This window comes from Bacillus sp. FSL L8-0199 (assembly GCF_038005705.1).
In the GTDB taxonomy this organism is placed as follows: Bacteria; Bacillota; Bacilli; order Bacillales; family Bacillaceae_G; genus Bacillus_A; species Bacillus_A cereus.
In genome coordinates this window covers 3,904,772-3,931,244 of the sequence record NZ_JBBOTS010000001.1, presented here as the reverse complement: position 1 = coordinate 3,931,244, position 26,473 = coordinate 3,904,772, and the positions used below count along the sequence as shown (strand labels likewise).

The following is a 26,473-nucleotide window of genomic DNA, read 5'->3' as shown; positions in this document are numbered from 1 at the left end:
CTACTAGCTTTCATGCGTAATAATTCCATATGTAGTGCAAGTTTTTTAGAGAGTTACAAATATATATTGTTATCTTTAATAAACACGAACTATTTTAAGGGGGAGTTTAAATGGGTAGTAGTGGAAGTATGGTAAAGCCGATTAGTGGTTTTTTGACAGCACTAATTCAATATCCAGTACCAGTAGTAGAATCGCGTGCAGACATTGATAAACAAATTCAACAAATCATAAAAACAATTCATTCGACCAAATCAGGTTACCCTGGTTTAGAATTGATAGTATTTCCTGAATATAGTACACAAGGGCTCAATACAAAAAAATGGACTACAGAAGAATTTTTATGCACAGTGCCTGGGCCAGAAACAGACTTATTTGCTGAGGCATGTAAAGAATCTAAAGTATATGGTGTTTTTTCAATAATGGAGAAAAATCCGGATGGTGGAGAGCCATATAATACAGCAGTTATTATTGATCCACAAGGTGAAATGATTTTGAAGTATCGTAAGCTAAATCCTTGGGTGCCAGTCGAGCCTTGGAAAGCTGGAGATTTAGGCTTACCTGTTTGTGATGGACCTGGAGGAAGTAAATTAGCTGTTTGTATTTGTCATGATGGCATGTTCCCTGAAGTAGCTCGTGAAGCGGCCTATAAAGGTGCAAATGTCTTAATTCGTATTTCTGGATATAGTACACAAGTTAGTGAACAATGGATGCTAACCAATCGCTCAAATGCATGGCAAAATTTAATGTATACATTGTCGGTAAACTTAGCGGGTTATGATGGTGTATTTTATTACTTTGGTGAAGGACAAGTATGTAACTTTGATGGGACTACTTTAGTACAGGGTCATCGAAATCCGTGGGAGATTGTTACTGCTGAAGTATATCCAGAACTAGCAGATCAGGCTAGATTAGGATGGGGATTGGAAAATAATATATATAATCTAGGTTCAAGAGGATATGTAGCAACTCCTGGTGGGGTGAAAGAAAATCCATATACGTTTGTAAAAGATTTAGCTGAAGGTAAATATAAGGTTCCTTGGGAAGATGAGATTAAAGTAAAAGATGGATCTATTTATGGATATCCAGTAAAAAAAACGATTCATTCTTAGGGAAGGGAAATAAAACAAGCGCATCATATTGATGCGCTTGTTTTTGTTAATCAATAATTTGAAATTCTTTTAACTCTTTTTCGACATTTTGTAGGAGTTGTTCGCTTTTTTGAAGTACATTCGTTGGGAAAGTCTCATCATCACCATATTCAACGCCGTGAGGATAATAATGTTTTCCTAATAAGGGGGGAAGTAGTTTTACTTCAGCGTGTCTACTGCCGATGTCACCTTCAACAGCAACTCCTTGCACTCGTAAATAATAAACATCCTTTAATATTTCAAATTTATAATCGTATGTAACTCGTTCATAATCCCACTGTCCGGCAAGTACGAAGTGGTTGTTTTCCATGATTTCAGTTAAAAGAGTTAATTCAACGACGGCTCCATTAAATTTCGTATTTGTAAATTGCATATAATACCTCCTTTTTTAATGTTACACCATTATTTTTATAATAGTATGAATAATAAGAAAGTGCAATTCATATTGAGAGAAAAGGGATAATCCAGACTTTTTTCACAAAAATATGATATAGTGAAAAGAGTACGGTACACACAAAAAGAAAGAAAAGGATTTGTGTATATCTCAATTTTATGTTTTGTTCAGGAGGTATATCGTTTGAAGAAATTATTGCGTATCGTAATGATTACATTTTTAATTTTAGCTGTTGATTTATACGGGAAATTACTCGTTTCACAATATATATTAACCCCATCTCAATCAAAGCAAGAAAATAAAATTGTGAAAAAGAAAAAGCAAATTAAGGAAGACTCCTCAGACACTGTTTTAAATATGATTGGTGAAGACTCTGAAAACTTATTAGCGAAGTGGGGAGAACCCTCTCGAATAGAGCCATCTGCATACGGATATGAATGGTGGGTATACAACCAGGATTTAACTCAGTATGTTCAATTTGGAGTTTCTGAACGTAAAGTTGTAACGGCATACGCAGCTGGTGAACAAGTTAAGGTTCCACCTTATTATATAAATGAAAAATATGAAGAAGTATATAAAAAAAGTCCGCTTTCGCATGAAATTTCATTAAAAAGAGGGAAAAATAGTTATCAATTTGAGCTATCTGATACCGAAGTCATGGAACAACCGTTAATACCTGTAGAAGATGGATGGGCGCAATTGTATTTTGATCAATTTACACATGAGCTTGTTGGTGTTCGTTATATGGATGATGAAACTTTATTACGCCAAAGACCGTATCAGCTCGTTTATTCAGGTGAATTAATAGCAGAACAACCATTGACTCCAGAAAAAATAAAACAAGTAGAAAATGGGAATATGCAACAAATTTTTGATTTAACAAATATCATTCGAAGTCGTCATAAATTACCGTTATTAACATGGGATCAGGAAACAGCAGATGTTGCTGTTGGTCACAGTAAAGATATGAAAGACAATAATTATTTTTCTCATGACTCACCTACATTAGGTACACTAGGAGATCGTTTGCAGCGCGGGAAAGTAGGATTTCAACTTGCTGGTGAGAACATAGCGGCGCAACATAGTGATGGAATTGCGGCAGTGCAAGGTTGGTTAAATAGTGAGGGGCATAGAAAGAATTTATTAAATGAACAATTTACAGGATTAGGTGTTGGTGTATACGATAAATTTTATACACAAAACTTTATTCGAAAATAAAGCGAAACTGTAAGCGGTGGGGTGTCACATTACCAAATTAGTTACTTCGTATTCACTGAATTGTAGGTGGGAATCTGACCGTATGCAAATAGCAGAAAAAAAGGTGCATGAATCGTCTAAAAATAGGCGAACCATGCGCCTTTTTTTTCTTACTATATAGTAGATATACATGGAGAGGTGAGGATTATGCCAACAACAAAAGGACCGTTACATCCATCGATTCAACAGTTTAAAGAATTTGTAAACCATCACCCTAAAATGGTTCATGAGGTTAGAAGTGGTCATAAAACATGGCAACAATTTTATGAAGAATGGTACTTACTTGGTGAAGAAGATCCAATATGGGCAACTTATAGACCGGATGGAGCGCCTGCGTTTTCTTCGGTAAAAGAAAATAAAAAAGAAAAAGATAATCGAACTGAAGAGGAAAAAACTGCTGATGTGATGGGGCAAATGCTTTCTTTTTTTAAAAAGTTGGACGTGGAACAAATGCAGAACCATTTAGCCAATGTGACGAGTGCAATTGGGAGCGTGCAACAAGTTATTCAGCAATTTCAAGGTAACCGTACGCAGCAAGAGCAAAGTACTTCAGAAAATAACCCGTTTTTCTTTCAAAAGGATTAGGGGGAAAGATGATGAGAGCAGAAATTATGGAGTTTATAAAGGCTGATGAGGATTTATCTCGCTATATTAGAGAGCAACCGTACTGGTATAGAAAATTAACACGAAATCCTGAAGAAAAAGAGGCTTTTGAGTTAGCGGCGATGCAACATTTCAAAAAAACGATACCAGATAAAGTGGAAAAGTTTCAAAATCAATTGGCCGTTGCTTCGATCATGATTGATATGTTTCAGTATATGAAGCAACAAAATGCAACCTAATTGGAAGTGAAAAATATGTCCGTCATGCAGAACTTTTGTTACAATAGAAGTTGATTATTTAAAAAGGAGTTGCAGCATGACGGAAATTTGTTTAGTACGACATGGACAAACTGATTGGAATTTTCAAGAAATTATTCAGGGGCGAGAAGATATTCCGCTTAATGAAGTTGGTAAGAAGCAAGCGAGTCAAAGTGCAGCTGCTTTACAAGAAGAAACGTGGGATATCATTATAAGTAGCCCGTTAATTAGAGCGCAAGAAACGGCTAATGAAATCGCAACGGCAGTTGGATTACAATCGATTTTATTAGATGAGCGATTTGTTGAACGGAATTTTGGAGAAGCTTCAGGGAAGCCGGTTGCGGCTGTTAGAGAGTTGATTGCTGAGGGTAAAGTAGAAGGTATGGAGCGAGATGAAGAGATTGTAGCTCGTTGCTTTGCTGCTTTAGAAGATGTTGCGACAACTCATTTTGGCAAACGTATTATTATTGTTGCTCACTCACACGCGATAAAAGCGATTTTACATGCCATTGAACCAGATGAAATTACATTTAAGACACCATTAAAAAATGCGTGTATTAGTTATGTGAAACAAAATAGTGGAAAATGGGATGTTCTTAAATATAATATAGCGGAACATATTAATGTATAAGTGTGTACGGATATAGTGTAAAAATAGTTACGTTATATCTTTCTTTTGAGTAAGTCACTTCAATTAGTAGTTCTAATCTAAATGTGGTATGATGGATACTCGGAGGTGTCTCTCATGATTGTAGCGACGCTAGAAAGCGTATTAATATTAGATAAGGCAGAGCAGCTTGCAAAAGCGATTATCTGTTCAGATATAGCAGAAGATTATCGTAAGTATTATAGAGAATTACATGAAGATATGGAACTTCAGACGCTAATTCAGCAATTTACAGCGATGAAAGAACGGTATGAGGAAGTACAGCGTTTTGGAAAATACCATCCTGACTATACTACCGTGTCGATGAAAATGAGAGAATTAAAGCGTTCTGTGGACTTACATGATAAGGTTGCAGCTTTTAAAAGAGCAGAAACTGCTTTGCAGAAGTTATTAGACGAAGTTAGTGTAGCAATCGGTTCGGAAGTGTCTTCTTCCATTAAAGTGCCAACAGGAAATCCATTCTTTGATGCTGGTGGCTGTGGTGGAGGTTGTGGTACTGGCGGAGGTTGTGGTTGTAAAAAAACGGGGTGATGTACCCCGTTTTTTAGAAGTTGGAAGAAAACGTATACAGAGTTTGTCCTGTAATGTTATAAATTTCTGATTGGTTTTCATAGAATATAAAATATATGTTTTTAAAAGGAGAAGATGGAGAAGATTATGTTCGGGCAACGACAAAGTATGATTGTTTATTTACATTCATTGAAACATGCCAAGATTTTAAGGAAATATGGTAACATACATTACATATCAAAACGATTAAAATATGCTGTAGTATATTGTGATATGGAACAAATTGAGCATATGATGCATAAGTTGAACAAACTTCCTTTTGTGAAAAAGATAGAACAGTCGTATCGCCCGTATTTAAAAACGGAATTTGAAAATTCCCGTCCTGATCGAGCAAAAGAATACGATTATAGCTAATAGAAAAAATCCCCTGCTAAATTTAGCCGGGGATTTTTCACTTGAAATAACACGTTATTTCATCGGAGGAATGAAATTGTTCATTCGTAAAATACCAATTAAATGATTAAAAAATAGTTCTTTTTCTGGGAAAGTTGTAGATGGTTTTACAGTAAAGGTAGCCACTTTTTTTCCGAGTTGTTCTGCCGTTTCTTCAAATAAAATGACACGTTTACTTTTTTTATTTTCAAATACAGGAATGCCTTCACGACATATGTATAATGGTTGGAAATCACCAGTAGTAGTTGGTTTTAATATTACAACAAGCGAACACACTTTTTTATCGTTTTTTATCGTTTCAAATTGTAACATATGTGCTATACGTTCTTGATTTGTTTTGGCAATTTCAAGTAATTCATATAAATCAGAGTAGCCTTCTCCAAGTTCTATAAAGCGTTGAATCATATCTTTTCCTCCTCTTTCTTTTACTGTACCATTTCACTTTTTAAATGAAAAGCACACAAAGAAAAAAAACCCTGCATAGCAGGGCCCTTCTTATACTAGCATGTACTAGTAAGAAGGCAAAGGGAGAGGAGAAACCGGAGGAAGAACTTATGGGGAAACGTAAGTCTTCTCCGCGGTTGGCAACAACATCGAAGGTGATGTTGTTATAATTATTTATGTCCAATCTAAATGAAGATATACATAATGAAATTAAATTTTATGTTGGGCTTTTTATTTTTCTTTTTTTTATTTTGTGATAGGATAAAAAAGATAAAGTGGAACTAATATACATATTGGGTTCATATTAGTGAATGATGAGATGAATACATAAAAATAACGAGAGGTTATTTGAGGCCGAGTTTTTCTATAGTTAGGTGAATGTGGTTTGTTAACTGTTACCGAAGTGGGAATGGCTTTCTATAATCGCTCGATAGATTGAAATAAAGGTAGTGACAACAGATGAGAGTAGTTTCAGGAAAATGTAAAGGACACCCACTTAAAGCGGTTCCTGGTAATACAACACGTCCAACGACAGATAAAGTAAAAGAATCTATTTTTAATATGATAGGTCCTTATTTTGATGGTGGTATCGCCCTTGATTTATTTGGTGGTAGTGGTGGTCTTGGAATTGAGGCTTTGAGCAGAGGGATCGATAAAGTAATTTTTGTTGATCGGGATAGTAAAGCAATAAAAGTAATTCATCAAAATTTAGAAAGTTGTAGAGTACAGGAACAAGCTGAAGTATATCGAAATGATGCTGAACGTGCAGTAAAGGCGTTAATAAAACGTGAAATGTCATTCGATCTTATATTAATAGATCCTCCATATAAAGAGCAAAAAATTGTATCTTTAATTAGTGTAATGGATCAACATGGATTGCTACATAGTGATGGATTAATTATGGCAGAGCATGGTAATGATGTAGTTTTACCTAATTCAATAGGAAGGCTTGTAAAAGTACGAGCTGAGAATTATGGGATTACTGCAATATCGATTTATAAGTATGAAGGTGAGGGGACAGAATGACAAGTATAGCTATTTCTTCAGGAAGTTTTGATCCAATTACCCTTGGGCATCTGGATATTATTAAAAGGGGAGCAAAAGTATTTGATGAGGTGTACGTAGTCGTTTTAAACAATTCATCAAAAAAACCATTCTTTTCAGTTGAAGAGCGATTAGAACTAATTCGAGAAGCGACAAAGGATATCCCGAATGTAAAGGTAGATTCGCATAGTGGGCTATTAGTAGAGTATGCAAAAATGCGTAATGCAAATGCAATATTACGTGGTTTACGAGCAGTTTCTGATTTTGAATATGAGATGCAAATTACTTCTATGAATCGAAAATTAGATGAAAATATTGAAACATTTTTTATTATGACAAACAACCAATATTCATTTTTAAGCTCGAGTATTGTAAAAGAAGTTGCGAGGTATGGAGGAAGTGTAGTAGATCTTGTACCTCCTATTGTAGAGCGTGCTTTAAAAGAAAAGTTTCAAACCCCGTTAAAGTGAACGGGGTTTTTCTTTATATGTGCGCAAAAATAATAAAATAACATATAAGTATAGACAAAATAATGTAAAAATTGGTCCATAATGTATAAAAGATGTCCAAAGTTCATGTAGTATAGAAGGATGCTCGGATAAAAATACAGGAATATCTTTTGGCATAGATGAGAAAGAACTCACTTTCTCATAAAATGGTGTCCAAAATACAAATGTAAAAATAGGGGCAAGAATACTTTGAATAATTCGTGCGAAAAAATAGGGTTTAAATCGGATATCTGTTTCAGCTAATATGCTAGCAACTTGTGCCTGAATAGAAAGACCGCTAAATGCTAAAATGAAGCTTGTTACCATAGCTTGTTGTAAGAGTGGTGTTTCATTTATTTGACTAATCATTTGGCTTCCGAGTGTCATTTCGAAAATACCTGATAATATAGGTATACTAAAATCTGTACTTAGTTGGAAGAATGATAAAATATGTTGCATAATAAAAGAAAGAGCTGCTGTAATGTGGAATACAGTAATCATTTTATTTAACACAGAGAATAAAATAATAAATCCGCCAATCATAAGTAATGTTTGAATAGAAGAAACAATGGCATCCCCAAGTAATTTACCAATTGGTCTTTTTTCTTGTAAGCGTGTCTCGTGAAGAATTAAAAAAGGGTTTTGAAAGCGACGTTTTTTTGTAGTGTGTGTATTATTTTTGTAAGCGGTATTATCGCCGTAAAAACGCATAATTAATCCGACAGCAAAGTTACTGAAATAATGGGCAGCGGCTAATATAATTCCTAATTTCGGATTATTAAAAAAACCGATAGACACAGCACCGAAAATAAAAAGTGGATTGGAAGAATTTGTGAAAGAAACGAGGCGCTCCGCTTCAATCTGAGTTAAAAGATTGCTTTTTCGTAGTCTAGCGCTTAATTTGGCGCCTGCAGGGAAACCAGAAGCCATTCCCATCGCCCAAACAAATCCGCCTATCCCTGGAACGCGAAAAAGTGGGCGCATGAGTGGTTCTAATATAACGCCAATAAATTTTACAACACCGATACTAATTAGAAGTTCCGCAATGATGAAAAACGGTAGTAGTGAAGGGAATACAACTTCCCACCATATATTTAACCCGCGAATAGAAGCTTGCAAAGCGGCTTGGGGGTGGAGTACAAGAGAAAAGGTTAAAAATAGCGTTGATATGGTAAGGAAAGCGGTTTTCCATTTTTCATACATGTAAGTAAATCCCCCTTTGTCCCAAAAAACGTTCATTTCAGTATACGTGGATACGTAGTGAATTTAGACCATAAGTATGAAAAAGGAATGAAAAAAATTAAAGGGTGAGAAAAATGAAAGAACCAAAGATTGGTTTAGCACTTGGGTCTGGAGGAGCGAAAGGGTTTGCTCATATTGGTGTAATAAAGGTTTTAAGGGAAGCGGGTATCCCTATTCACATGATTGCAGGAAGTAGTATGGGGGCGCTAATAGGTACGTTTTATGCGGCAAGTAGTAACGTTGAAAGATTGTATAAATTGGCATCTGTTTTTAAGCGGAAGTATTATTTAGATTTCACGGTACCGAAAATGGGATTTATTGCTGGAAAACGTGTCAAAGATATGATTAAAATGTTTACATATAATAAAAATTTAGAAGAGTTAGATATCCCGACGGCTGTTGTGGCTACTGACATATTGAAGGGGGAAAAAGTGGTTTTTACAAGTGGGCCAGTTGCAGATGCGGTGAGGGCTAGCATATCTGTTCCTGGAGTGTTTGTACCAGAAAAAATAGATGGAAGATTATTAGTGGATGGTGGAGTCATTGATCGCATCCCAGTATCGGTTGTGAAAGAGTTAGGGGCCGATATTGTTATCGCTGTTGATGTATCTCCAATTAAGGTGAATGGCGATGTTACGTCCATTTATGACGTAATTATGCAAAGTATTGAAATTATGCAGCATGAGCTTGTAATGAATCGGCAAATTGCATCGGATTTAATGATGCGACCAGCTGTAGAGCAATTTAGTTCACGTGCTTTTACAAACATTGAAGACATTATTCGAGTTGGAGAAGTAGAAGCAGAAAAACATGTTTCAAATATTTATTTATTAATTGAGCAGTGGAAGGAGAAACATAATGTTTAAGCGTTTTCGGTTTATATATGCAATCTTAATAGGGGTTATATTGGCGATGTTACTTGTTTACGTACGTTTACCGTATTATGTAACAAAACCAGGAATGGCTGCCAAATTAGAGCCTTATGTTCAAGTTGAGGGTGGAACGAAAGAATCTGGTGATTTTATGCTTGTTACGGTTTCAATGGGACCAGCAAATGTGGTGAATTTAATAGCGGCACAGTTTAATAAATATACACATATTTCGAAAGCGGAAGAAATATTGCAAAAAGGTGAGAGTGATGAAGAATATCAATTTCGCCAAAATTATGCGATGAAAGATTCGCAAAATGCAGCAATTTATAATGCATATAAACGTGCAAATCGCTCAGTATCTTTTGAAAATAAAGGTGTATTAGTTGCTGGTGTGGCAAAAGGAATGCCGTCAGAAGGAAAGCTTAAGCTTGGTGATGTTATTATAGCTGTTGACGGAAAAACATTTGAAAAGACGGAGCAATTTATTGAATATATGACAGGGAAAAAAGAAAACGATGCTGTAAGTATTGAGTACATGAGAAATGGAAAACAATTGAAAGAGAATTTAAATGTAAAGACGATTCCTAATGGGAATGGACGTGTCGGTATAGGTGTTTCTATCGTTACGGAAAGAGAATTAGTGGTCGATCCGAAAGTGAAAATTAATTCTCATGAAATTGGTGGACCATCCGCAGGTTTAATGTTCACATTAGAAATATATAATCAACTTGTGGAAGAAGACTTAACGAAAGGACATGAAATAGCTGGAACAGGTACAATTAATGAAAAAGGAGAAGTGGGCCCGATTGGTGGTATAAATCAAAAAGTGGTGGCTGCTAGCGATGCCGGGGCTGAAGTGTTCTTTGCGCCAAATGAAAAAGGTGCGGAGAAATCGAACTATAAAGATGCACTTGAGACTGCAAAGGATATTAAAACAAAAATGAAAATTGTACCAGTAGATACTCTGGATGATGCGTTAACATATTTAGAAAAGATGGATAAGGAAAAAACCTCTCTGAAATAGAGAGGTTTTTTATAGGAATTTTGTAGTTGTTTCATCATAGCGAATAGGATGGTGTGTTATATCCTGTTTTAATAGTTGTGTGCGTAACGGTTCGTGCATGATGGAGAAATATACAGAGTTTGCTTTTTTCTCTATATCTAAAGCGGCATGGTCGAATGTTTTTGTATGAGTAAGGATTGGAAGTTCGATTTTTTTCTTGTTTTTTGAAAGGTAAGTTTGTCCTTTTTGTGACATGCCTAGCAGGCGAATATATGGTGCGTGTTGTTCTATATTTGCGCTACGTATTTCCTCTTTTGTTGTGTTTGTTAAAATGTGTGTACAAGCTCTTTGTAATCTAGTCCATGTATAACGTTTTGTTTTTAATGCTTCCATGAATGAATAGAAGGAGGAACTGTTTTGTATTTTTGATAAAATACGATGCTCTAAACCTTCTTCTATTTCATATATATGTCGTAAGTCCCCTGGAGACATCGTCATGAGTCTATATTTAAAAAATGAAAAGTATTGTTCCCAATTATGTAATATCCCGTAGTTTTGTTTGTAATTTGCTAAAAGCGAAGTGGTTGCCTGTGGGAGAAAAGGTTTAATTGTTGTAAATGATCCTTCTTCGCTAAAGAGTTGTTTTCGGATGCTTGTTGCGCTTGCAATATGTTGGTCATTAAATGTTTCATCATGATAATGAGAGGCAAATCTTTTTATAGTTTGAGTTTGTATAGAGCTATTTTGTGACAGAATTGCTTTCATATATTGGAAGCCTAAAATATTATTTGGTTGTGACATATCTATGTTTTTTTCAGATGTTAAAATGTGTGAGAAAGCATCCGATGTTGCTTTTGCATAACTATTACCAGCGTCCATGAATTGTTTTACAAGGTAGTTAAAAGTCTCTTCTTCGTTTTTTTGTACGGAGATGGTATTATAAAAATTTTCGATTTGTCCATCCTCACTACCGAAACAAATTTCAGAAACACGTAGGGCATTTAAAATGGAAATAGCACCATTTGCGAAGGTTTCAGCCTTTTGTGTTGCAAAGACGTATGGAAGCTCTACAACAAGGTCTACGCCGTTTGCTAAGGCCATTTTAGTGCGATACCATTTGGAAATGAGTGCGGGCTCACCACGCTGTAAAAAAGGACCACTCATAACGGCAATTATTATATCAGATTGTGTTAACTTTTTTGTCTGTTGCACATGATAAAGATGACCGTTATGAAAAGGGTTATATTCAACAACAATACCACCAGCTTTTATGGTAATCTCTCCTTTCGATGTAGCATCTTTTTGAAAAACGTGATACTCTATATATTATTTACTATGATGACTTCATTATAGTGTAAAGAAAAAACATTGACAAATATAAAATGGCTAGCTATAATTTTGTTTGTTGCCTTGAGGTGATATGATATGAAATGGTCCATCCATCAATTGAATAAATTGAGAAATAAAGGATTGACATTGGATGAGATGGTAGATGTAAGTGAGCTAAAAGAGGTCGAGAAAGATATTCGTGAAATTAATCCTGTTCATGTAACGGGAAGAGTTGATTTTGGCTCCGGTAAGTTTACGTTTCATCTACATATAACTGGAAGCATGGTTTTACCATGTTCTCGCTCTTTAGTAGATGTGACATTACCATTTGACATTAAAACAACTGAGGTGTTCCAAACTTCACAAGAAGAATTTGAAACTGAAGCTGAAATTCATTCTTTAGAAGGAGAAGTACTTGACTTACTGCCCGTAATCAAGGAAAATATACTTTTGGAGATTCCAATGCAAATTTTCAGTGATGATGTTTCTGGTGGAGCACCGACGCAAGGTCAAGACTGGCAAGTGATTTCGGAAGAAGACAAAGAAAAGACTGTTGATCCAAGATTGGCAGGACTTGCAAAGTTTTTTGACAAATAATCGGAAGACTGGTTCAGGCCTTCATATGAAAATAACTATTTCTTTTAAGGAGGTGGGAAGAATGGCTGTACCTTTTAGAAGAACTTCTAAAACAGTAAAAAGAAAGCGTCGTACGCATTTCAAATTATCAGTACCTGGTATGGTAGAGTGCCCAAGCTGTGGTGAAGCGAAATTAGCTCACCGTGTATGTAAAGCATGCGGTACTTACAAAGGTAAAGAAGTAATCAGCAAGTAATTGCGGGAAAATAAACGCAGAAGATATCTTCTGCGTTTATTTTTTTTGTCTTAATCTTTAGTTGTTGTATTCTATCTTTTCTAGTAACTGCATATGCTTAATAAAAAATGCATAGGGAGGACTAGAGAGATGGCGACAACAAGACAAGATGCTTGGACTGATGATGAAGATTTGCTTCTGGCAGAAGTAGTACTCCGGCATATTCGAGAAGGTGGAACACAACTTTCTGCCTTTAAGGAAGTGGGGAAAAATTTATCTCGTACACCAGCAGCATGTGGGTTTAGATGGAATTCTTACGTAAGAAAGCAATATAAAGAACGTATTGAGGAAGCAAAGCAACTTCGTAAAGTAGAAAATTATGAAGTGAAAGAGACAAAGGTGTTAGAACCTACGTCAATTACGTTGAATGATGTTATTGATTTCTTGCAAAATTATAAAGATGAAAACTCTTTAACAGTGTTGCAACAACAAGTTGAATCATTACAAACAGAAAGAGAGCGTCTTCTGGAGCGATTATCAGTATATGAAGAAGAGTATAGAACACTACTTGATTATATCGATCAAAAAAGAAGTGTAATGGTAGCGGAAAGAAACAATGCTCGCTCGAATGAGAAGTTAGAGAAGCTTAAGAAATAAAAAACAGCTGTTATACAGCTGTTTTTTTATTTCTTAAGCCGATTCTTCGTTTGTAACCGCATTCAAATTTGCTTCTGGCTGCCAAATATAAAAATCTCCATCAGTTACTGATACGGGGTTGAAATTTAATTTATCCCAAAAACCAGCTGAATGAATACGTGCTATCGTTTTAATAGGAAATTGCATTTGTTTCGCATGATTTACAAGCATTTGCCCGAATCCTTGTTTTTGAAAAGTTGGTAATACTTCAAGTTTATAAAGTTCTAGGTAGGGACCTGTAATTTCGAATGGTTCTCCGCCGTTTCTTTTCATATATAGACTCATACGTGCGATTAGTGATCCGCCATAATAAATACCGTAAAATGGAGATTCACTGTCGTTTTCAATAATGTTTGCTTGCAATTCTTCCAGCATAGATAGTTCCTGGGCTCCGCACCCTTTAAATTTTTTGAATTCATCTAACGTTTTATAATTGATGAGCAAGCGCTCAACTTTTGGGAATCCCATTACATCACATCCTTTTCTTGTCTCGTTGAATGCAGAAAAGTAAAAATATTTATAATAATAGTATAACTCATTTTTTTATTTTTATGAAGAAGATAGTATATTTCTTTTTTTATTTTTTTTGAGGATTTGCTAAACTAAGAGTAGAAGCGTATTAATAGGTGGTACATACATAGTGAAAAATGAGAGTATATTTGTTGGGCAGAGGACAGCGGAATTATAGGGCGTGCTCAGGTGCTTTAAAAAGATATAAAGGGGGGAAGGCAAGGGCACTTAGTGTGAATTCCTTGTGTGAAAATGAAAATTGGAATTGTCGGACCAGGTGCTATTGGTCTATTGTATACATTTTATTTACAAAAAAATAACCAAGATGTTACGTTGTTTACAAGAACAGCTAAGCAAGCTGAAGAATTAAATGAAATAGGTGTAACTTGTATTAGAGATGGAAGATGTGAAACAGTATATCCATCTGTTTTACCGATAGAAAGTATGGTAGCGCAAAATTTAGATTATATATTTATTGCTGTGAAGCAATATCATATAGATGACGTACTACCGTTTGTGGAAGGGGCATCATCATTAATCTTTTTGCAAAACGGAATGTCGCATCTTCAAAAGATGCTGAACATAGGGAGTAAAAATATAGCTGTTGGTATTGTAGAACATGGTGCGAAAAAAGAGGGAGGGCATATCGTTCATCATACTGGGATAGGGGTAACAAAATTTGGAGTGGTTTGTGGTCAATCTATACATTTTAAAAAAATATTCAATTATTTTCCTGTTGCTTATTTTCCAGTTCAAATAGAAACGGATTGGGAAGAGATTATGCATAAAAAATTAGTAGTAAATGTATGTATCAATCCGTTGACAGCACTATTGGGAGTTAAGAATGGTGAATTAATCACGAATCGTTTTTTTTATCAAATGATGGAGCAAGTGTTTCAGGAGGCAGCATTTCTTATTAGAGGAGAAAAAGAAATGGTATGGCAAATGGTACGAAATGTGTGTGAAGGAACGTCTCGTAATACATCTTCTATGCTAGCGGATGTAAGAGCGAGTAGACAGACGGAAATTAATGCGATTGTTGGATATGTATTAGAAGAAGCTAAGAAACAGCAACGACCAGTTCCGACACTTCAATTTTTGTTCGATGCAATAAAAGGTTTAGAAACAAGAGTATAAGTGTTATTCTTTGCTTTTACGTGAAACATTGACTACAATGTGGATTGGTGAGAGAACTGGATACGAAAGGAAGAATTATATGGAGATAAAAGAAATCTCTGTTCCGCAACAAGGTATTGTAGCGGACTATATGAACGGTAAAAAAGAGATACAGTCATGTTTTGATTATATGTTAACAGAAGATGCTTTTAAACAACGTTTACATGATTTGCGTGAAAGGGAGTTTTTCCGCCAAGATTTAGTAGCGCATTTATTAGAATATAATACAAAATTACAAGCGGGAGAATCTACACTTCAAAATGTAAAAGCGCTTGGAGATGAAAATACATATGTTGTTATAGCTGGACAACAAGCGGGGTTATTAACTGGACCGCTTTATACAATTCATAAAGTTATTTCAATTTTACAGCTTGCAAAGGAAAAGGAAGAAAGTTTAGGAGTTAAAGTTGTCCCTGTCTTCTGGATTGCGGGTGAAGACCATGATATGGATGAGATTAATCATACTTTTGTAGCGAAAAATAAAAAGATGAAAAAAACTATTTTTTATGACCGTAATCCGAAAAAGGCAAGTGCTTCTGAGTCTGAACTTTCTGTTGAAGATTGTAGAAATTGGATTGAAGAGATTTTTAAAACATACCCAGAAACAAATTTTACAAAAGATGTATTAAAATTTGTTGATGATGCTTTGAAAAAATCGAATACGTATGTAGATTTCTTTGCTCATCTTATTACGAAAATCTTTGCTAATTCTGGTTTAATCCTTGTTGATTCACATCATCCTGAATTAAGAAAGTTAGAAATTCCATTTTTTAAGCGAATTATAAGTAAGTATAAAGAGGTACAAAAGGGCCTTCGTAATCAGCAGGAAGTAATTAAAGAACTAGGATACAAACCGATTATTGAAACGAAGTCTCATGCAGTGCATATATTCATGGAAATAGATAATGAACGAGTATTGCTTGAAGAGCATCAAGGGAAGTTTGTTGGAAAGGATGGGGCGCATTCCTTTTCATACGAAGAGTTGATTGAAGAGATGGAGAGAAATCCGGCACGTTTTAGTAATAATGTTGTAACACGTCCTCTTATGCAAGAGTATGTATTTCCTACGCTCGCATTTATTGGAGGTCCAGGGGAATTAGCTTATTGGAGTGAATTACAACAAGTATTCCATACTGTCGGTTTTCAAATGCCACCTGTCGTTCCTCGTCTTACAATTACTTATGTGGAGAGAGATATAGCGACAGATTTATTCGATCTGCAATTGAGAGAAATTGATCCGTTTTTAAATGATGTCGATAAACTGCGTGAAAACTGGTTGTCTAATCAAATAGAGGAACCGATTGATGATCATTTTGAAAAGGCGAAAAAAGAAATTGCCGATATTCATACATCTTTACAGCAATTTGTAAAGAAAATAGAGCCAGGGTTAGGTGCGTTTGCAGGGAAAAACGAATTGAAAATTAATGAACAAATTGAACTGTTGGAAAGAATGTTGAAAAGAAATGTTGAGAAAAAGTATGAGGTTCAGCTAAATAAATTTCGCCGTATACAATTCGCACTTCGTCCATTAGGTGCACCGCAAGAACGTGTGTGGAATGTATGTTATTATTTAAATCAGTTTGGTTTGGATTTCGTTGATCGTGTAATGGAAAACCCTTTTTCTTGGGACGGAAAACATCATGTTATAAAACTATAAAATCTTGCTCTTTGGAGCAGGATTTTATTTTTATTCCGTTGAATTTACTGTGAAGTGTTTTTTTTTCTGAATTATCAATCAAAAAATGTTAGATATGGAAATTGTGTTGGATACTTAAATATATGACAAAATAGCACAAAATGTAAACGTATTATTCGCTTTTTCGACAGTTTTTTATTTAAATTCCCGCAAAAGATGATAAAATTTAGTATATAATAAAAGAAAATAGCGATTTGTATAGTATGTTGCCTTTGTTGGTAAGTTAAATGAGTCGTTCTTTCGTATTATTTCATTCTCTAAGCGTGAAATATGTGTTTAGAGGAAGGGATACATTCAACATAATTAATTGGAAAAAGAGTAGGTGCAACAATGTTTAAACACGTAACAGTGCTTTTAAAGGAAACAGTAGACGGCTTAGATATAAAGCCAGATGGTACATATGTAGATTGTACACTGGGGGGAGGAGGACATAGTTCTTATTTATTATCCCAATTAACTGAAGGTGGAAAATTAATAGCGTTTGATCAAGATGAGATAGCGATTCAAAACGCGAAAGAAAAGTTCTCTTCATACGGTGAACAGTTTATAACAGTAAAGAGTAACTTCCGTTATTTAGCTGAAAAACTGCAGGAAATAGGTATAACAGAAGTAGATGGCATTTTATTTGATTTAGGTGTTTCATCCCCACAATTAGATACACCAGAACGAGGCTTTAGTTATCATCATGATGCACCGCTAGATATGCGGATGGATCAAGATGCCCCATTAACAGCGTATGATGTTGTAAATAGCTGGTCATATGAACAACTTGTAAGGATTTTCTTCCAATACGGTGAAGAGAAATTTTCAAAACAAATTGCAAGAAAAATTGAAGCTTATCGTGAGAATAAAGCTATTGAAACGACAGGAGAATTAGTAGAGCTAATTAAAGAAGGTATTCCGGCTCCAGCTCGTAGAACGGGTGGGCATCCTGCTAAGCGAGTGTTTCAGGCAATTCGTATAGCTGTAAATGATGAATTAAAAGTATTTGAAGAAGCATTGGAATCTGCTATTGAGATGGTTAAGCCAGGTGGAAGGGTTAGTGTTATAACATTCCATTCATTAGAAGATCGTATTTGTAAAACAACGTTTAAGCGAAATAGTACAACGCCACAATTGCCGCCAGGATTACCGATTATTCCTGATGAATTTAAGCCGAAATTAAAGCTTATTACAAGAAAACCGATTTTACCTTCTGATATAGAGCTAGAAGAAAATAATCGTGCGCGTTCTGCGAAGTTGAGAATCGCTGAAAAACGATAAAAGGGAGAGAGAGGTATGACTAATTTAGCTGTAAAGTACAAACAACAAGCGCAAGAAGAGGTGCAAATTCAAACGCCCCCACAGCAGATGGCTAAGCCGAAGGTTAAAGCAAAAATTACAAGAATCGAAAAACTGTTGTATGTAGCGTTTATTGGCTTTTTATTGTATGCCTGTGTCGCGTTTATTGGAAATAAAGCAGGCCTTTATCAAGTTAATGTAGAAGCAGCGACGATAGAAGAAAAAATTGTACAGCAGCAAAAAGAAAATCAAGAATTACAAGCTGAAGTAGAGAAGTTAAGTCGCTATGAACGAATCGCTGAAGTTGCAAAAAAACACGGGCTAGAAATTAATGCGAATAATGTGAAAGGCCTCAAATAAGGCAATAGGTGTGAAGGAACGATGAAGAAGAATATGACTAAATTTCATACCAATAAGGGAGCAGGTTATTTTATGATATTTTTCCTCCTGCTCTTTTTGCTGTTATTAGCCCGATTTTTTTACATACAATCAACAGGAACAGTTCATAATCAGGATTTAGATGCACTTGCTAAACAAAAGCATAGTAAAAAAGGAGTTCTTGAAGCGAACCGAGGAACCATTTATGATCAAAACGGTCATGTGTTAGCGCAAGATGCAAACTCTTACAAAATGGTAGCTGCACTAAAAGGTGCTAACTCAGTTGAGAATAAAGAAGATACTGCAAAGAAAATTGCAGGAGTACTTGGAAAAGGCGAAGAGGATATTTTAGCTTCTTTAAATAAGGAAGGTAGAAGTCAAGTCGAATTTGGAACGTTAGGCAAGGATTTGACGAAAGAAAAGAAGGAACAAATAGAAGCGTTGAAGTTGCCGGGAATATCTTTTATTACAGAAAATGCAAGGGTGTATCCAAACGGTGATTTTGCATCTTACGTTATAGGTCATGCAAAACCAAATGAGAATGGAACCTCGGTAGGTCAATTTGGCATAGAGAAAAGCTTGGATAAATACTTAAGTGCTTCGAACGGAGAAGTAGCGTATACAGGTGATCGTAAAGGTGTGTCCCTTGATGGTGGAAAAGTTAATGTAAAGGCACCTAAAAATGGAGATAACGCGTATTTAACAATTGATCAACGTGTCCAAAGTTATTTAGAAGACGCGATGAAAGCAGCAAGTAAGCAATATGAGCCAGAAAGTTTAATAGGGATTGTTGCAGATCCGAAAACTGGGAAAATATTAGCGATGTCTACTAAACCTAGTTATGACCCTAATGATCGTCAAATTAAATATTTCTTCAATGATGCAATTGCCAATGCATTTGAACCTGGATCAACAATGAAAATTTTCACGTTAGCGGCAGCCATTAATGAAGGTGTGTACAAAGGGCAAGATTATTATCAGTCCGGGACATATCAAGTCGGAAATAGGAAAATAAAAGATCATAACGGTGGTGCTGGTTGGGGCTCTATCACGTTTGATGAAGGGGTAGAGCGTTCTTCAAACGTAGCGTTTGCAATTTTAGGAGATCAAAAACTTGGTCCAGAACGTTTCCGAAAATATATTCATAGTTTTGGATTAGATGAAAAAACGAACATTGATTTATCAGGTGAAGGATCGAATACAATTTTATTTGATCAGCAAATACAACAAGTGACAACAGCTTTTGGACAAGGTTCCACTGTAACACCAATTCAGCTTGTACAAGCTGCAACGGCCATTGCAAATGATGGGAAAATGATGAAACCTTATGCAATTGATAAAATTGTAGATCCGATAACAGACAAAGTAAAATTAGAACATAAGCCAGAAGAAGTAGGAAAACCTGTTACAAAGGAAACAGCAGCGCAAGTAAGACAATTATTAGAACGTGTTGTTACATCTCCGAAAGGTACAGGGACAGCTTATAAAATTGATGGATATTCAGTTGGTGGTAAAACAGGTACAGCGCAAATTCCGGATGGAAAAGGCGGCTATATGACAGGGAGACAGAATTATATATTCTCATTCTTAGGTATGGCACCAATGGACGATCCACAACTTGTTGTGTATGTAGCTGTTAAACAGCCGAAATTAAAAGATGATGAGAACGGTGCACAACCGTTAGCTGATATTTTTAAATATGTAACAAAAAATAGTTTAGAGTATTTAAAGATTAAGCCAAATGAAGTGAAAGATCCGAAAAAACATCTGAAAGAACAACAAACTACTGTTCCGGATGTAAATGGTAAAACGATGGCTGAAGCGGGGAAAGCGATTGATAAAGCAAAACTTCGTCCAATCGTACTAGGTGAAGGGAAAGTACAGCAACAAGTACCAAAAGCGACTGAACAAACATTAAAAGGCGACCGAGTCTTCTTGGTAGGAGATAAGCCTACAATGCCAAATATACAAGGATGGGCACTGCGTGATGTTATGAATTTAGCGAAGACATTACAGCTTAACTTGAAACCTTCTGGTACAGGATACGTAACAGAACAAAGTGTGGCGGAAGGAACATTATTACAACCTGGTACAGAATTAGGTGTCACACTCGTACCGCCACTCGAACCACAGCAAGAAGCAGAAAAGCCGTAATGGTAAATAGAGAATAAGTTCTAATTAAATAAGTACAAGCATATATTGGAACAAGCTAGGCGTAAGGGAGGCTTGTTCCGATATGCGTGTATCAAATGTAACAGTTAGAAAACGACTTATTTTTATACTTATATCAGGTATACTTATTTTCACGATTATCGATATTCGTCTTGGATATGTGCAATTTTTTCTTGGGAATATGTTAACGGATCGTGCGAAAGATTCATGGAGTCGTAATATTACTTTTGAACCCGAACGTGGGAAAATTTTAGACCGAAATGGTGTGGAACTTGCCACGAATAAAAGTGCTCCAACTGTCTTTGTTGTACCGAGGCAAATTGAAAAACCAGCAGAGACTGCAGAGAAGTTAGCTGCAGTATTAGGTGTGGAAAAAGATGAGATTTATAAAAGGATTACAAAAAAAGAATCGATTGTAAGGTTAGATAAAGGCGGAAGGAAAATATCACATGACAAAGCGAAAGAAGTACGAGGATTAAGTCTGAAGGGCGTGTATATCGCAGAGGATTCTATCCGGTACTATCCATTTGGAAACTTTTTATCACATGTATTAGGTTTTGCAGGTAGCGATAACCAAGGTCTTATGGGACTAGAAAAATATTATGATAAAGAGCTAAATGGGGACAAAGGTCATGTGCGTTTTTTTGCAGATGCGAAAGGACAAAGGATGCCTAATGTTGGTGATGATTTCAAAAAGCCAGAAGCCGGTTTAAATTTAGGATTAACAATCGATGCGCGTATTACAAGGATTATGGAAAGAGAAATGAATATTGCGGAGTCAACTTATAATCCTGACGGTATGATTGCGATTGCGATGAACCCTAAAAATGGTGAAGTTTTAGGGATGTCTAGTCGACCGAGTTTTGACCCAGCGGATTTTCAAAGTGTCTCTCCAGAAGTGTATAACAGAAATCTACCTGTATGGAGTACGTATGAGCCTGGTTCAACATTTAAGATCATTACATTAGCTGCAGCATTGAATGAAAATTTAGTAGACTTAGAGAAGGATACGTTTTATGATGATGGAGCAGCTGAAGTAGGTGGAGCTAGATTGAAATGCTGGAAAGCAGGAGGTCATGGCAGTCAAACGTTTTTAGAAGTCGTTCAAAACTCATGTAACCCGGGATTTATTGAACTTGGTGATCGCCTTGGTAAAGACCGATTATTTAAATACATTCGTAATTTTGGTTTTGGGCAGAAGACTGGAATTGACTTGCAAGGTGAAGGCAGTGGGATTTTATTTAATTTAGATAAAGTTGGTCCAGTAGAGCAAGCAACAACTTCATTCGGCCAAGGGGTTTCTGTTACACCGATTCAACAAGTAGCAGCTGTAGCGGCGGCTGTAAATGGTGGAACATTGTATCAGCCGTATATAGCTAAGGAGTTTATTGATCCGAAAAATAATCAAGTTGTTAGTAAAAAGACACCTGTTGAGAAAAGAAAAGTTATTTCCAAGGAAACTTCAGAAAAAGTTCGTTATGCATTAGAGAATGTTGTAGCGAAAGGTTCTGGTAAAGGTGCTTATATTGATGGATATCGTGTAGGTGGAAAAACGGGTACTGCTCAAAAGGTGAAAGATGGTAAATATTTAGAGAATAATTATATAGTATCTTTTATCGGATTTGCTCCAGCGGATGATCCAGAGATTGTTGTGTATGTTGCTGTTGATAATCCAAAAGGGGTTACACAGTTTGGTGGAGTGGTAGCAGCTCCAATTGTCGGGAATATTCTTCGAGATGCGCTTCCTGTTATGGGAGTGAAACCGAGAAAAGAACAAGTTGAGAAAGAATATAAATGGGGCGATACACCAACTGTGGAAGTTCCGAATTTAATTGGAATGAAAAAGAAAGACTTACAAACACAACTCGTCGATTTGAAGCTTGATATAAGTGGAGATGGAGAGAAAGTAATTAAACAATCACCAGAAGCGGGAGCTAAAGTAAAAGAAGGCTCAAAAATTAGAATTTACTTCGGGAATTAAAGGTAACATAGTACGTTTTATGGTACAATTGGTGGAAGTGAGTTCTTTATAGAACAGTTACTTAATTTGAGACAGTAAGTGTCTCATTCATAAATAGGTCAGTAGCACTTACCTCCTTATATAGGAGGTAATGTGTTGCTTACTAAAAAAAGATAAATAAACAATGTAGAGAGGGTTTAGTGAAATGAAGTTGCATACACTTGTATCATGTTTGCATGATTTTCCAGTTGTTCCAAAAGAAAATCCAGAAATCACATCTATAGAAGCTGATTCACGTAAAGTGAAAGAGGGAAGCTTATTTGTATGTATGAAAGGATATACGGTTGATAGCCATGATTTTGCTAAGCAAGCAGCGGCACAAGGAGCGGCTGCTATTGTTGCGGAAAGACCAATTGATGTTGACGTTCCAGTTGTACTTGTGAAAAATACTTTTCGTTCGTTAGCGGTTTTAGCTGATTATTTTTATGGTCAACCGACACACAAGTTACATTTAATCGGAATTACAGGTACAAATGGAAAGACAACAACATCGCATATTATGGATGAGATTATGCGAGCACATGGTCATAAAACAGGGCTAATTGGAACGATTAATATGAAAATCGGTGATGAAACATTTGAGGTGAAAAATACAACACCAGATGCACTAACACTTCAACAGACGTTTTCAAAAATGGTTGAACAAGGTGTGGACAGCACGGTAATGGAAGTTTCGTCACATGCGTTAGATCTTGGTCGTGTACACGGATGTGATTACGATGTAGCGGTATTTACGAATTTAACACAAGATCATTTAGACTATCATCAAACGATGGAAGAATATAAACATGCAAAAGGGTTACTATTTGCACAGCTTGGCAATAGTTATAATCATAATGGCGAAAAGTACGCTGTGCTGAATAGCGATGATAATGTAACAGAAGAGTATATGAGAAGTACTGCAGCAACAGTTGTAACATATGGTATTGATACAACAAGTGACATTATGGCAAAAAATATCGTTATGACGAGTGGCGGGACTACATTTACGCTTGTCACACCATATGAAAGTGTAAATGTTACGATGAAATTAATAGGTAAATTTAATGTATATAACGTACTTGCAGCAACAGCAGCAGGACTTGTTTCGGGTGTGAAATTAGAAACAATCATTGCTGTTATAAAAGAACTAGCTGGGGTTCCAGGGCGTTTTGAAGTTGTTGATGGAGGACAAAATTATACAGTTATTGTTGATTACGCACATACGCCGGATAGTTTAGAAAATGTATTAAAAACTGCAAAACAATTTGCAAAAGGTGATGTGTATTGTATCGTTGGTTGTGGCGGCGATAGGGACCGAACGAAGAGACCGATAATGGCAAGTGTTGCAACAAAATATGCAACTCATGCAATTTACACATCAGATAATCCAAGAAGTGAAGATCCAGCGGCTATTTTAGATGATATGGTACATGGTGCAAGTGGGAAAAATTATGAAGTGATTATTGATAGAAAAGAAGCGATACACCATGCAATCACTAAAGCGAAAGCAGATGATATCATTATTATTGCTGGTAAGGGTCATGAAACGTATCAAATTATTGGTAAAGAAGTTCATCATTTTGATGATCGTGAAGTTGCTAAAGAAGCAATTAAAGGGCGTTTAAGCAACGAAGAGTAACAACGTGAGAGGAGGACTACATGTGCTTGAGCAAGGTTTATTAGTAACGGCTGGGGTAGCATTCTTAATTTCTGTTGCCCTTTCGCCATTGTTTATTCCATTTTTAAGAAAATTAAAGTTCGGACAGAGTATTCGTGATGAAGGACCAAAGTCACATCAAAAAAAATCAGGGACACCAACAATGGGTGGTATCGTCATATACGTATCTATGATGGTAACTTCACTTATTATGGCGATTAAGTTTAATTATTTAGGTGCAGAGGTTTCGTTATTACTATTAGTGACGTTTGGTTACGGATTGATTGGATTTTTAGATGACTACATAAAGGTAGTTAAGAAGAGAAATCTTGGTTTAACATCAAAACAAAAATTAGTAGGTCAGCTTGTTATTGCTATTGCATTCTTTTTAATTGGAAAAGGGCAAGCGTTCCACACATACATCATGATTCCGGGAACGGATGTTAAGTTTGAATTAGGTTGGGCGTATTTTGTACTTGTACTATTTATGCTTATTGGTGGATCAAATGCAGTTAACTTAACTGACGGTTTAGATGGTTTATTATCAGGAACAGCTGCTATTGCATTTGGAGCATTTAGTATTATTGCTGTGGCACAAGAGCAATTTGGAGTAGCGATATTTTGTATGGCAGTTGTAGGAGCTGTACTTGGATTTTTAGTATTCAATGCGAATCCAGCAAAAGTGTTTATGGGAGATACAGGTTCATTAGCTTTAGGTGGAGCCATTGCAGCTGTAGCGATTTTATTAAAACAAGAATTGCTACTTGTAATTATTGGCGGAGTATTCGTAATGGAAACTTTATCGGTTATCATTCAGGTCATTTCATTTAAAACAACAGGAAAACGTGTCTTTAAAATGAGTCCATTACACCATCATTATGAATTATGTGGTTGGTCAGAGTGGCGTGTTGTTGTGACGTTTTGGTCTGCAGGATTTTTATTAGCTGTGTTAGGAATTTATATCGGGGTGTGGATGTAATTGAAAACTGTAACTGAATTTCAAAATAAGAATATTCTTGTATTAGGCATTGCAAAAAGTGGTTATGCAGCAGCTACATTGTTACAAAAGTTAGGGGCAAATGTTATTGTAAATGACGGAAAGCCTTTAGCAGAGAATGTACTTGCTGCAGAATTACAAGCAAAAGGAATGGACGTTGTATGCGGTGGTCATCCTTTAGAATTATTAGAGAGAAATATTTCTCTTGTAGTAAAAAATCCAGGAATCCCGTATTCTAATCCAATATTAGTTGCTGCGAAAGAAAAGCAAATTCCAATTGTTACGGAAGTTGAATTAGCATATCGTATTTCAGAAGCACCATTTGTTGGGATTACGGGGTCTAACGGTAAAACGACGACGACAATGCTGACATTTGAAATGCTAAAAGAAGGACAAAAGCATCCTGTAATTGCAGGGAACATTGGAACTGTAGCGTGTGAAGTAGCACAGGGTGCAAAAGAAAATGAAGTTGTAGTTACAGAACTTTCATCGTTTCAATTGATGGGAGTAGAATTGTTCCAACCTAAAATTGCTGCGTTTTTAAATTTATTTGAGGCCCACTTAGATTATCATGGGACGAAGAAAGAATATGGTTTAGCGAAAGCAAATATTTTTAAAAACCAAACAGAAAATGATTATAGTGTAATAAATGCGGATGATGCAGATGTGATGGCTTTGTCTGCGTATTCTAAAGGTCAAAAAATCCTGTTTTCGACAACGAAAGAAATTGAAGATGGCGCGTGTATAAAAGATAACGCTCTTTATTTCAAAGGTGAAAAAGTTGTTGAAGTAAGCGATATCGTTTTACCTGGTCAACATAATTTAGAAAATATTTTAGTTGCGATGAGTATTGCGAAATTATTAGGTACTTCTAATGAAGCAATTACGGTCGTGTTAAAACGTTTTACGGGTGTAAAACATCGTTTAGAATATGTAACAACGATTAACAACCGTAAGTTTTATAATGATTCAAAAGCAACGAATATGTTAGCGACTGAGAAAGCACTATCTGCGTTTACACAACCGATTGTGTTACTAGCAGGTGGGCTTGATCGCGGAAATGAATTCGATGATTTAATTCCGTATTTCAAAAATGTAAAAGCGATTGTAACATTTGGACAAACAGCTCCTAAACTAGTAAGAGCGGCAGAAAAAGCGGGATTAGATATAATTGAAAGTGTCGATACTTTGGATGAAGCAGTGGTGAAGGCTTATGCTCATTCTAAAGATGGCGATGTTGTTCTTCTTTCTCCAGCGTGTGCAAGCTGGGATCAATTTAAAACATTTGAAGAAAGAGGAGACATTTTTATACAAGCTGTGCATAAACTTATATAAAGTAAATCAAAACATCAGTAGGCTAACACCTACTGATGTTTTGTTACATAG

General features: G+C 35.9%; 28 protein-coding genes. 23 read left to right on the top strand and 5 right to left on the bottom strand.

The genetic code is table 11. From position 1 onward, the window contains the following. Positions 1 to 110: 110 nt before the first annotated feature. On the top strand, positions 111 to 1,109 hold the full coding sequence (locus NST86_RS20010) for a formamidase (protein ID WP_000535802.1): 999 nt from the start codon (positions 111 to 113) through the stop codon (positions 1,107 to 1,109). A 46-nt stretch (positions 1,110 to 1,155) separates the two neighbouring features. Here NST86_RS20010 and NST86_RS20005 read toward each other — a convergent pair whose 3' ends face one another. Then, positions 1,156 to 1,521, bottom strand: coding sequence for a YugN family protein (locus NST86_RS20005; RefSeq protein WP_001160947.1), 366 nt, complete (start codon positions 1,519 to 1,521; stop codon positions 1,156 to 1,158). 204 nt (positions 1,522 to 1,725) lie between these two features. Between NST86_RS20005 and NST86_RS20000 the strand changes: the two genes are divergently transcribed. From NST86_RS20000 to NST86_RS19975, 6 genes are all read left to right on the top strand, one after another. Then, positions 1,726 to 2,760, top strand: coding sequence for a CAP domain-containing protein (locus NST86_RS20000; protein ID WP_000735378.1), 1,035 nt, complete (start codon positions 1,726 to 1,728; stop codon positions 2,758 to 2,760). Positions 2,761 to 2,946: 186 nt separating this feature from the next. Continuing rightward, entirely contained in the window at positions 2,947 to 3,384 is a 438-nt protein-coding gene (locus NST86_RS19995; protein ID WP_001143324.1) for a YlbD family protein, read from the top strand. Between the two features lie 11 nt (positions 3,385 to 3,395). Further along, positions 3,396 to 3,641 (top strand): YlbE-like family protein, encoded by a 246-nt coding sequence (locus NST86_RS19990; RefSeq protein WP_001200990.1) that lies wholly within the window; start codon positions 3,396 to 3,398, stop codon positions 3,639 to 3,641. 76 nt (positions 3,642 to 3,717) lie between these two features. Next, complete coding sequence (locus NST86_RS19985) at positions 3,718 to 4,290, top strand: histidine phosphatase family protein (RefSeq protein ID WP_000134947.1); 573 nt, start codon at positions 3,718 to 3,720, stop codon at positions 4,288 to 4,290. A 114-nt stretch (positions 4,291 to 4,404) separates the two neighbouring features. After that, on the top strand, positions 4,405 to 4,857 hold the full coding sequence (locus NST86_RS19980) for a YlbF family regulator (protein ID WP_000634366.1): 453 nt from the start codon (positions 4,405 to 4,407) through the stop codon (positions 4,855 to 4,857). A 126-nt stretch (positions 4,858 to 4,983) separates the two neighbouring features. Further along, positions 4,984 to 5,250: a YlbG family protein gene (locus NST86_RS19975; protein ID WP_002082261.1), complete on the top strand. Its 267-nt coding sequence runs from the start codon at positions 4,984 to 4,986 to the stop codon at positions 5,248 to 5,250. 54 nt (positions 5,251 to 5,304) lie between these two features. On the opposite strand, the gene NST86_RS19970 is transcribed toward NST86_RS19975, so the two are convergent. Next, positions 5,305 to 5,694 carry a DUF7147 family protein gene (locus tag NST86_RS19970; RefSeq protein WP_000616017.1) on the bottom strand — a complete coding sequence of 130 codons (390 nt, stop codon included), beginning with the start codon at positions 5,692 to 5,694 and terminating at the stop codon, positions 5,305 to 5,307. 498 nt (positions 5,695 to 6,192) lie between these two features. On the opposite strand from NST86_RS19970, the gene rsmD reads away from it, so the two are divergent. Together rsmD and coaD are read left to right on the top strand one after the other, a co-directional pair. Continuing rightward, positions 6,193 to 6,759, top strand: a complete 567-nt coding sequence (gene rsmD / locus NST86_RS19965) for a 16S rRNA (guanine(966)-N(2))-methyltransferase RsmD (RefSeq protein ID WP_001266981.1) — start codon at positions 6,193 to 6,195, stop codon at positions 6,757 to 6,759. Then, positions 6,756 to 7,247: a pantetheine-phosphate adenylyltransferase gene (coaD, locus tag NST86_RS19960; RefSeq protein WP_000200601.1), complete on the top strand. Its 492-nt coding sequence runs from the start codon at positions 6,756 to 6,758 to the stop codon at positions 7,245 to 7,247. The genes rsmD and coaD overlap by 4 nt, the downstream gene beginning before the upstream one ends. On the opposite strand, the gene ylbJ is transcribed toward coaD, so the two are convergent. After that, a complete protein-coding gene (gene ylbJ, locus NST86_RS19955) occupies positions 7,239 to 8,468 on the bottom strand; it encodes a sporulation integral membrane protein YlbJ (protein WP_016118563.1) in 1,230 nt (409 codons plus the stop codon). The genes coaD and ylbJ overlap by 9 nt on opposite strands. 113 nt (positions 8,469 to 8,581) lie before the next feature. Between ylbJ and NST86_RS19950 the strand changes: the two genes are divergently transcribed. After that, positions 8,582 to 9,373, top strand: coding sequence for a patatin-like phospholipase family protein (locus NST86_RS19950; RefSeq protein WP_000662590.1), 792 nt, complete (start codon positions 8,582 to 8,584; stop codon positions 9,371 to 9,373). Then, positions 9,366 to 10,403 (top strand): SepM family pheromone-processing serine protease, encoded by a 1,038-nt coding sequence (locus NST86_RS19945; RefSeq protein WP_016118562.1) that lies wholly within the window; start codon positions 9,366 to 9,368, stop codon positions 10,401 to 10,403. Before NST86_RS19950 ends, NST86_RS19945 begins: the two co-directional genes overlap by 8 nt. Before the next feature lie 9 nt (positions 10,404 to 10,412). Here NST86_RS19945 and NST86_RS19940 read toward each other — a convergent pair whose 3' ends face one another. Next, positions 10,413 to 11,594, bottom strand: coding sequence for a nucleotidyltransferase (locus NST86_RS19940; RefSeq protein WP_016118561.1), 1,182 nt, complete (start codon positions 11,592 to 11,594; stop codon positions 10,413 to 10,415). A gap of 213 nt (positions 11,595 to 11,807) precedes the next feature. Between NST86_RS19940 and NST86_RS19935 the strand changes: the two genes are divergently transcribed. The 3 genes from NST86_RS19935 to NST86_RS19925 all read left to right on the top strand — a co-directional run bounded on the left by NST86_RS19935 (position 11,808) and on the right by NST86_RS19925 (position 13,179). Further along, positions 11,808 to 12,308, top strand: a complete 501-nt coding sequence (locus tag NST86_RS19935) for a YceD family protein (protein ID WP_000872149.1) — start codon at positions 11,808 to 11,810, stop codon at positions 12,306 to 12,308. A 61-nt stretch (positions 12,309 to 12,369) separates the two neighbouring features. After that, a complete protein-coding gene (gene rpmF, locus NST86_RS19930; protein ID WP_001984764.1) occupies positions 12,370 to 12,543 on the top strand; it encodes a 50S ribosomal protein L32 in 174 nt (57 codons plus the stop codon). 129 nt (positions 12,544 to 12,672) lie between these two features. After that, positions 12,673 to 13,179, top strand: a complete 507-nt coding sequence (locus NST86_RS19925; RefSeq protein ID WP_000246468.1) for an RsfA family transcriptional regulator — start codon at positions 12,673 to 12,675, stop codon at positions 13,177 to 13,179. A 33-nt stretch (positions 13,180 to 13,212) separates the two neighbouring features. Here NST86_RS19925 and NST86_RS19920 read toward each other — a convergent pair whose 3' ends face one another. Continuing rightward, positions 13,213 to 13,686 (bottom strand): N-acetyltransferase, encoded by a 474-nt coding sequence (locus tag NST86_RS19920; protein ID WP_000506695.1) that lies wholly within the window; start codon positions 13,684 to 13,686, stop codon positions 13,213 to 13,215. Positions 13,687 to 13,980: 294 nt separating this feature from the next. Here NST86_RS19920 and panE point away from each other — a divergent pair, with 294 nt between their 5' ends. From panE to murD, 9 genes are all read left to right on the top strand, one after another. After that, positions 13,981 to 14,865, top strand: coding sequence for a 2-dehydropantoate 2-reductase (gene panE / locus NST86_RS19915; protein WP_016118560.1), 885 nt, complete (start codon positions 13,981 to 13,983; stop codon positions 14,863 to 14,865). Between the two features lie 79 nt (positions 14,866 to 14,944). Continuing rightward, positions 14,945 to 16,561, top strand: a complete 1,617-nt coding sequence (bshC, locus tag NST86_RS19910) for a bacillithiol biosynthesis cysteine-adding enzyme BshC (RefSeq protein WP_000403029.1) — start codon at positions 14,945 to 14,947, stop codon at positions 16,559 to 16,561. Positions 16,562 to 16,930: 369 nt separating this feature from the next. Continuing rightward, entirely contained in the window at positions 16,931 to 17,863 is a 933-nt protein-coding gene (gene rsmH / locus NST86_RS19905) for a 16S rRNA (cytosine(1402)-N(4))-methyltransferase RsmH (RefSeq protein WP_000472508.1), read from the top strand. Positions 17,864 to 17,878: 15 nt separating this feature from the next. Beyond that, entirely contained in the window at positions 17,879 to 18,241 is a 363-nt protein-coding gene (ftsL, locus tag NST86_RS19900) for a cell division protein FtsL (protein ID WP_000182804.1), read from the top strand. 21 nt (positions 18,242 to 18,262) lie between these two features. Beyond that, positions 18,263 to 20,413 (top strand): penicillin-binding protein, encoded by a 2,151-nt coding sequence (locus tag NST86_RS19895; protein WP_000739958.1) that lies wholly within the window; start codon positions 18,263 to 18,265, stop codon positions 20,411 to 20,413. Between the two features lie 82 nt (positions 20,414 to 20,495). Beyond that, positions 20,496 to 22,412 (top strand): stage V sporulation protein D, encoded by a 1,917-nt coding sequence (locus NST86_RS19890; protein ID WP_001266237.1) that lies wholly within the window; start codon positions 20,496 to 20,498, stop codon positions 22,410 to 22,412. A 184-nt stretch (positions 22,413 to 22,596) separates the two neighbouring features. Beyond that, complete coding sequence (murE, locus tag NST86_RS19885; protein WP_000766319.1) at positions 22,597 to 24,072, top strand: UDP-N-acetylmuramoyl-L-alanyl-D-glutamate--2,6-diaminopimelate ligase; 1,476 nt, start codon at positions 22,597 to 22,599, stop codon at positions 24,070 to 24,072. 22 nt (positions 24,073 to 24,094) lie between these two features. Next, positions 24,095 to 25,069: a phospho-N-acetylmuramoyl-pentapeptide-transferase gene (gene mraY, locus NST86_RS19880; protein WP_000893060.1), complete on the top strand. Its 975-nt coding sequence runs from the start codon at positions 24,095 to 24,097 to the stop codon at positions 25,067 to 25,069. After that, positions 25,070 to 26,422: a UDP-N-acetylmuramoyl-L-alanine--D-glutamate ligase gene (gene murD / locus NST86_RS19875; protein ID WP_086424049.1), complete on the top strand. Its 1,353-nt coding sequence runs from the start codon at positions 25,070 to 25,072 to the stop codon at positions 26,420 to 26,422. It begins immediately after the preceding gene. Positions 26,423 to 26,473 lie beyond the last annotated feature (51 nt).

Coding starts and splice junctions, on each gene's coding strand:
- NST86_RS20010 (WP_000535802.1), top strand. CDS start 111: ATGGGTAGTAGTGGAAGTATGGTAAAGCCGATTAGTGGTTTTTTGACA.
- NST86_RS20005 (WP_001160947.1), bottom strand. CDS start 1,521: ATGCAATTTACAAATACGAAATTTAATGGAGCCGTCGTTGAATTAACT.
- NST86_RS19995 (WP_001143324.1), top strand. CDS start 2,947: ATGCCAACAACAAAAGGACCGTTACATCCATCGATTCAACAGTTTAAA.
- NST86_RS19990 (WP_001200990.1), top strand. CDS start 3,396: ATGAGAGCAGAAATTATGGAGTTTATAAAGGCTGATGAGGATTTATCT.
- NST86_RS19985 (WP_000134947.1), top strand. CDS start 3,718: ATGACGGAAATTTGTTTAGTACGACATGGACAAACTGATTGGAATTTT.
- NST86_RS19980 (WP_000634366.1), top strand. CDS start 4,405: ATGATTGTAGCGACGCTAGAAAGCGTATTAATATTAGATAAGGCAGAG.
- NST86_RS19975 (WP_002082261.1), top strand. CDS start 4,984: ATGTTCGGGCAACGACAAAGTATGATTGTTTATTTACATTCATTGAAA.
- NST86_RS19970 (WP_000616017.1), bottom strand. CDS start 5,694: ATGATTCAACGCTTTATAGAACTTGGAGAAGGCTACTCTGATTTATAT.
- rsmD (WP_001266981.1), top strand. CDS start 6,193: ATGAGAGTAGTTTCAGGAAAATGTAAAGGACACCCACTTAAAGCGGTT.
- coaD (WP_000200601.1), top strand. CDS start 6,756: ATGACAAGTATAGCTATTTCTTCAGGAAGTTTTGATCCAATTACCCTT.
- ylbJ (WP_016118563.1), bottom strand. CDS start 8,468: ATGTATGAAAAATGGAAAACCGCTTTCCTTACCATATCAACGCTATTT.
- NST86_RS19950 (WP_000662590.1), top strand. CDS start 8,582: ATGAAAGAACCAAAGATTGGTTTAGCACTTGGGTCTGGAGGAGCGAAA.
- NST86_RS19945 (WP_016118562.1), top strand. CDS start 9,366: ATGTTTAAGCGTTTTCGGTTTATATATGCAATCTTAATAGGGGTTATA.
- NST86_RS19935 (WP_000872149.1), top strand. CDS start 11,808: ATGAAATGGTCCATCCATCAATTGAATAAATTGAGAAATAAAGGATTG.
- rpmF (WP_001984764.1), top strand. CDS start 12,370: ATGGCTGTACCTTTTAGAAGAACTTCTAAAACAGTAAAAAGAAAGCGT.
- NST86_RS19925 (WP_000246468.1), top strand. CDS start 12,673: ATGGCGACAACAAGACAAGATGCTTGGACTGATGATGAAGATTTGCTT.
- NST86_RS19920 (WP_000506695.1), bottom strand. CDS start 13,686: ATGGGATTCCCAAAAGTTGAGCGCTTGCTCATCAATTATAAAACGTTA.
- panE (WP_016118560.1), top strand. CDS start 13,981: ATGAAAATTGGAATTGTCGGACCAGGTGCTATTGGTCTATTGTATACA.
- bshC (WP_000403029.1), top strand. CDS start 14,945: ATGGAGATAAAAGAAATCTCTGTTCCGCAACAAGGTATTGTAGCGGAC.
- rsmH (WP_000472508.1), top strand. CDS start 16,931: ATGTTTAAACACGTAACAGTGCTTTTAAAGGAAACAGTAGACGGCTTA.
- ftsL (WP_000182804.1), top strand. CDS start 17,879: ATGACTAATTTAGCTGTAAAGTACAAACAACAAGCGCAAGAAGAGGTG.
- NST86_RS19895 (WP_000739958.1), top strand. CDS start 18,263: ATGAAGAAGAATATGACTAAATTTCATACCAATAAGGGAGCAGGTTAT.
- NST86_RS19890 (WP_001266237.1), top strand. CDS start 20,496: ATGCGTGTATCAAATGTAACAGTTAGAAAACGACTTATTTTTATACTT.
- murE (WP_000766319.1), top strand. CDS start 22,597: ATGAAGTTGCATACACTTGTATCATGTTTGCATGATTTTCCAGTTGTT.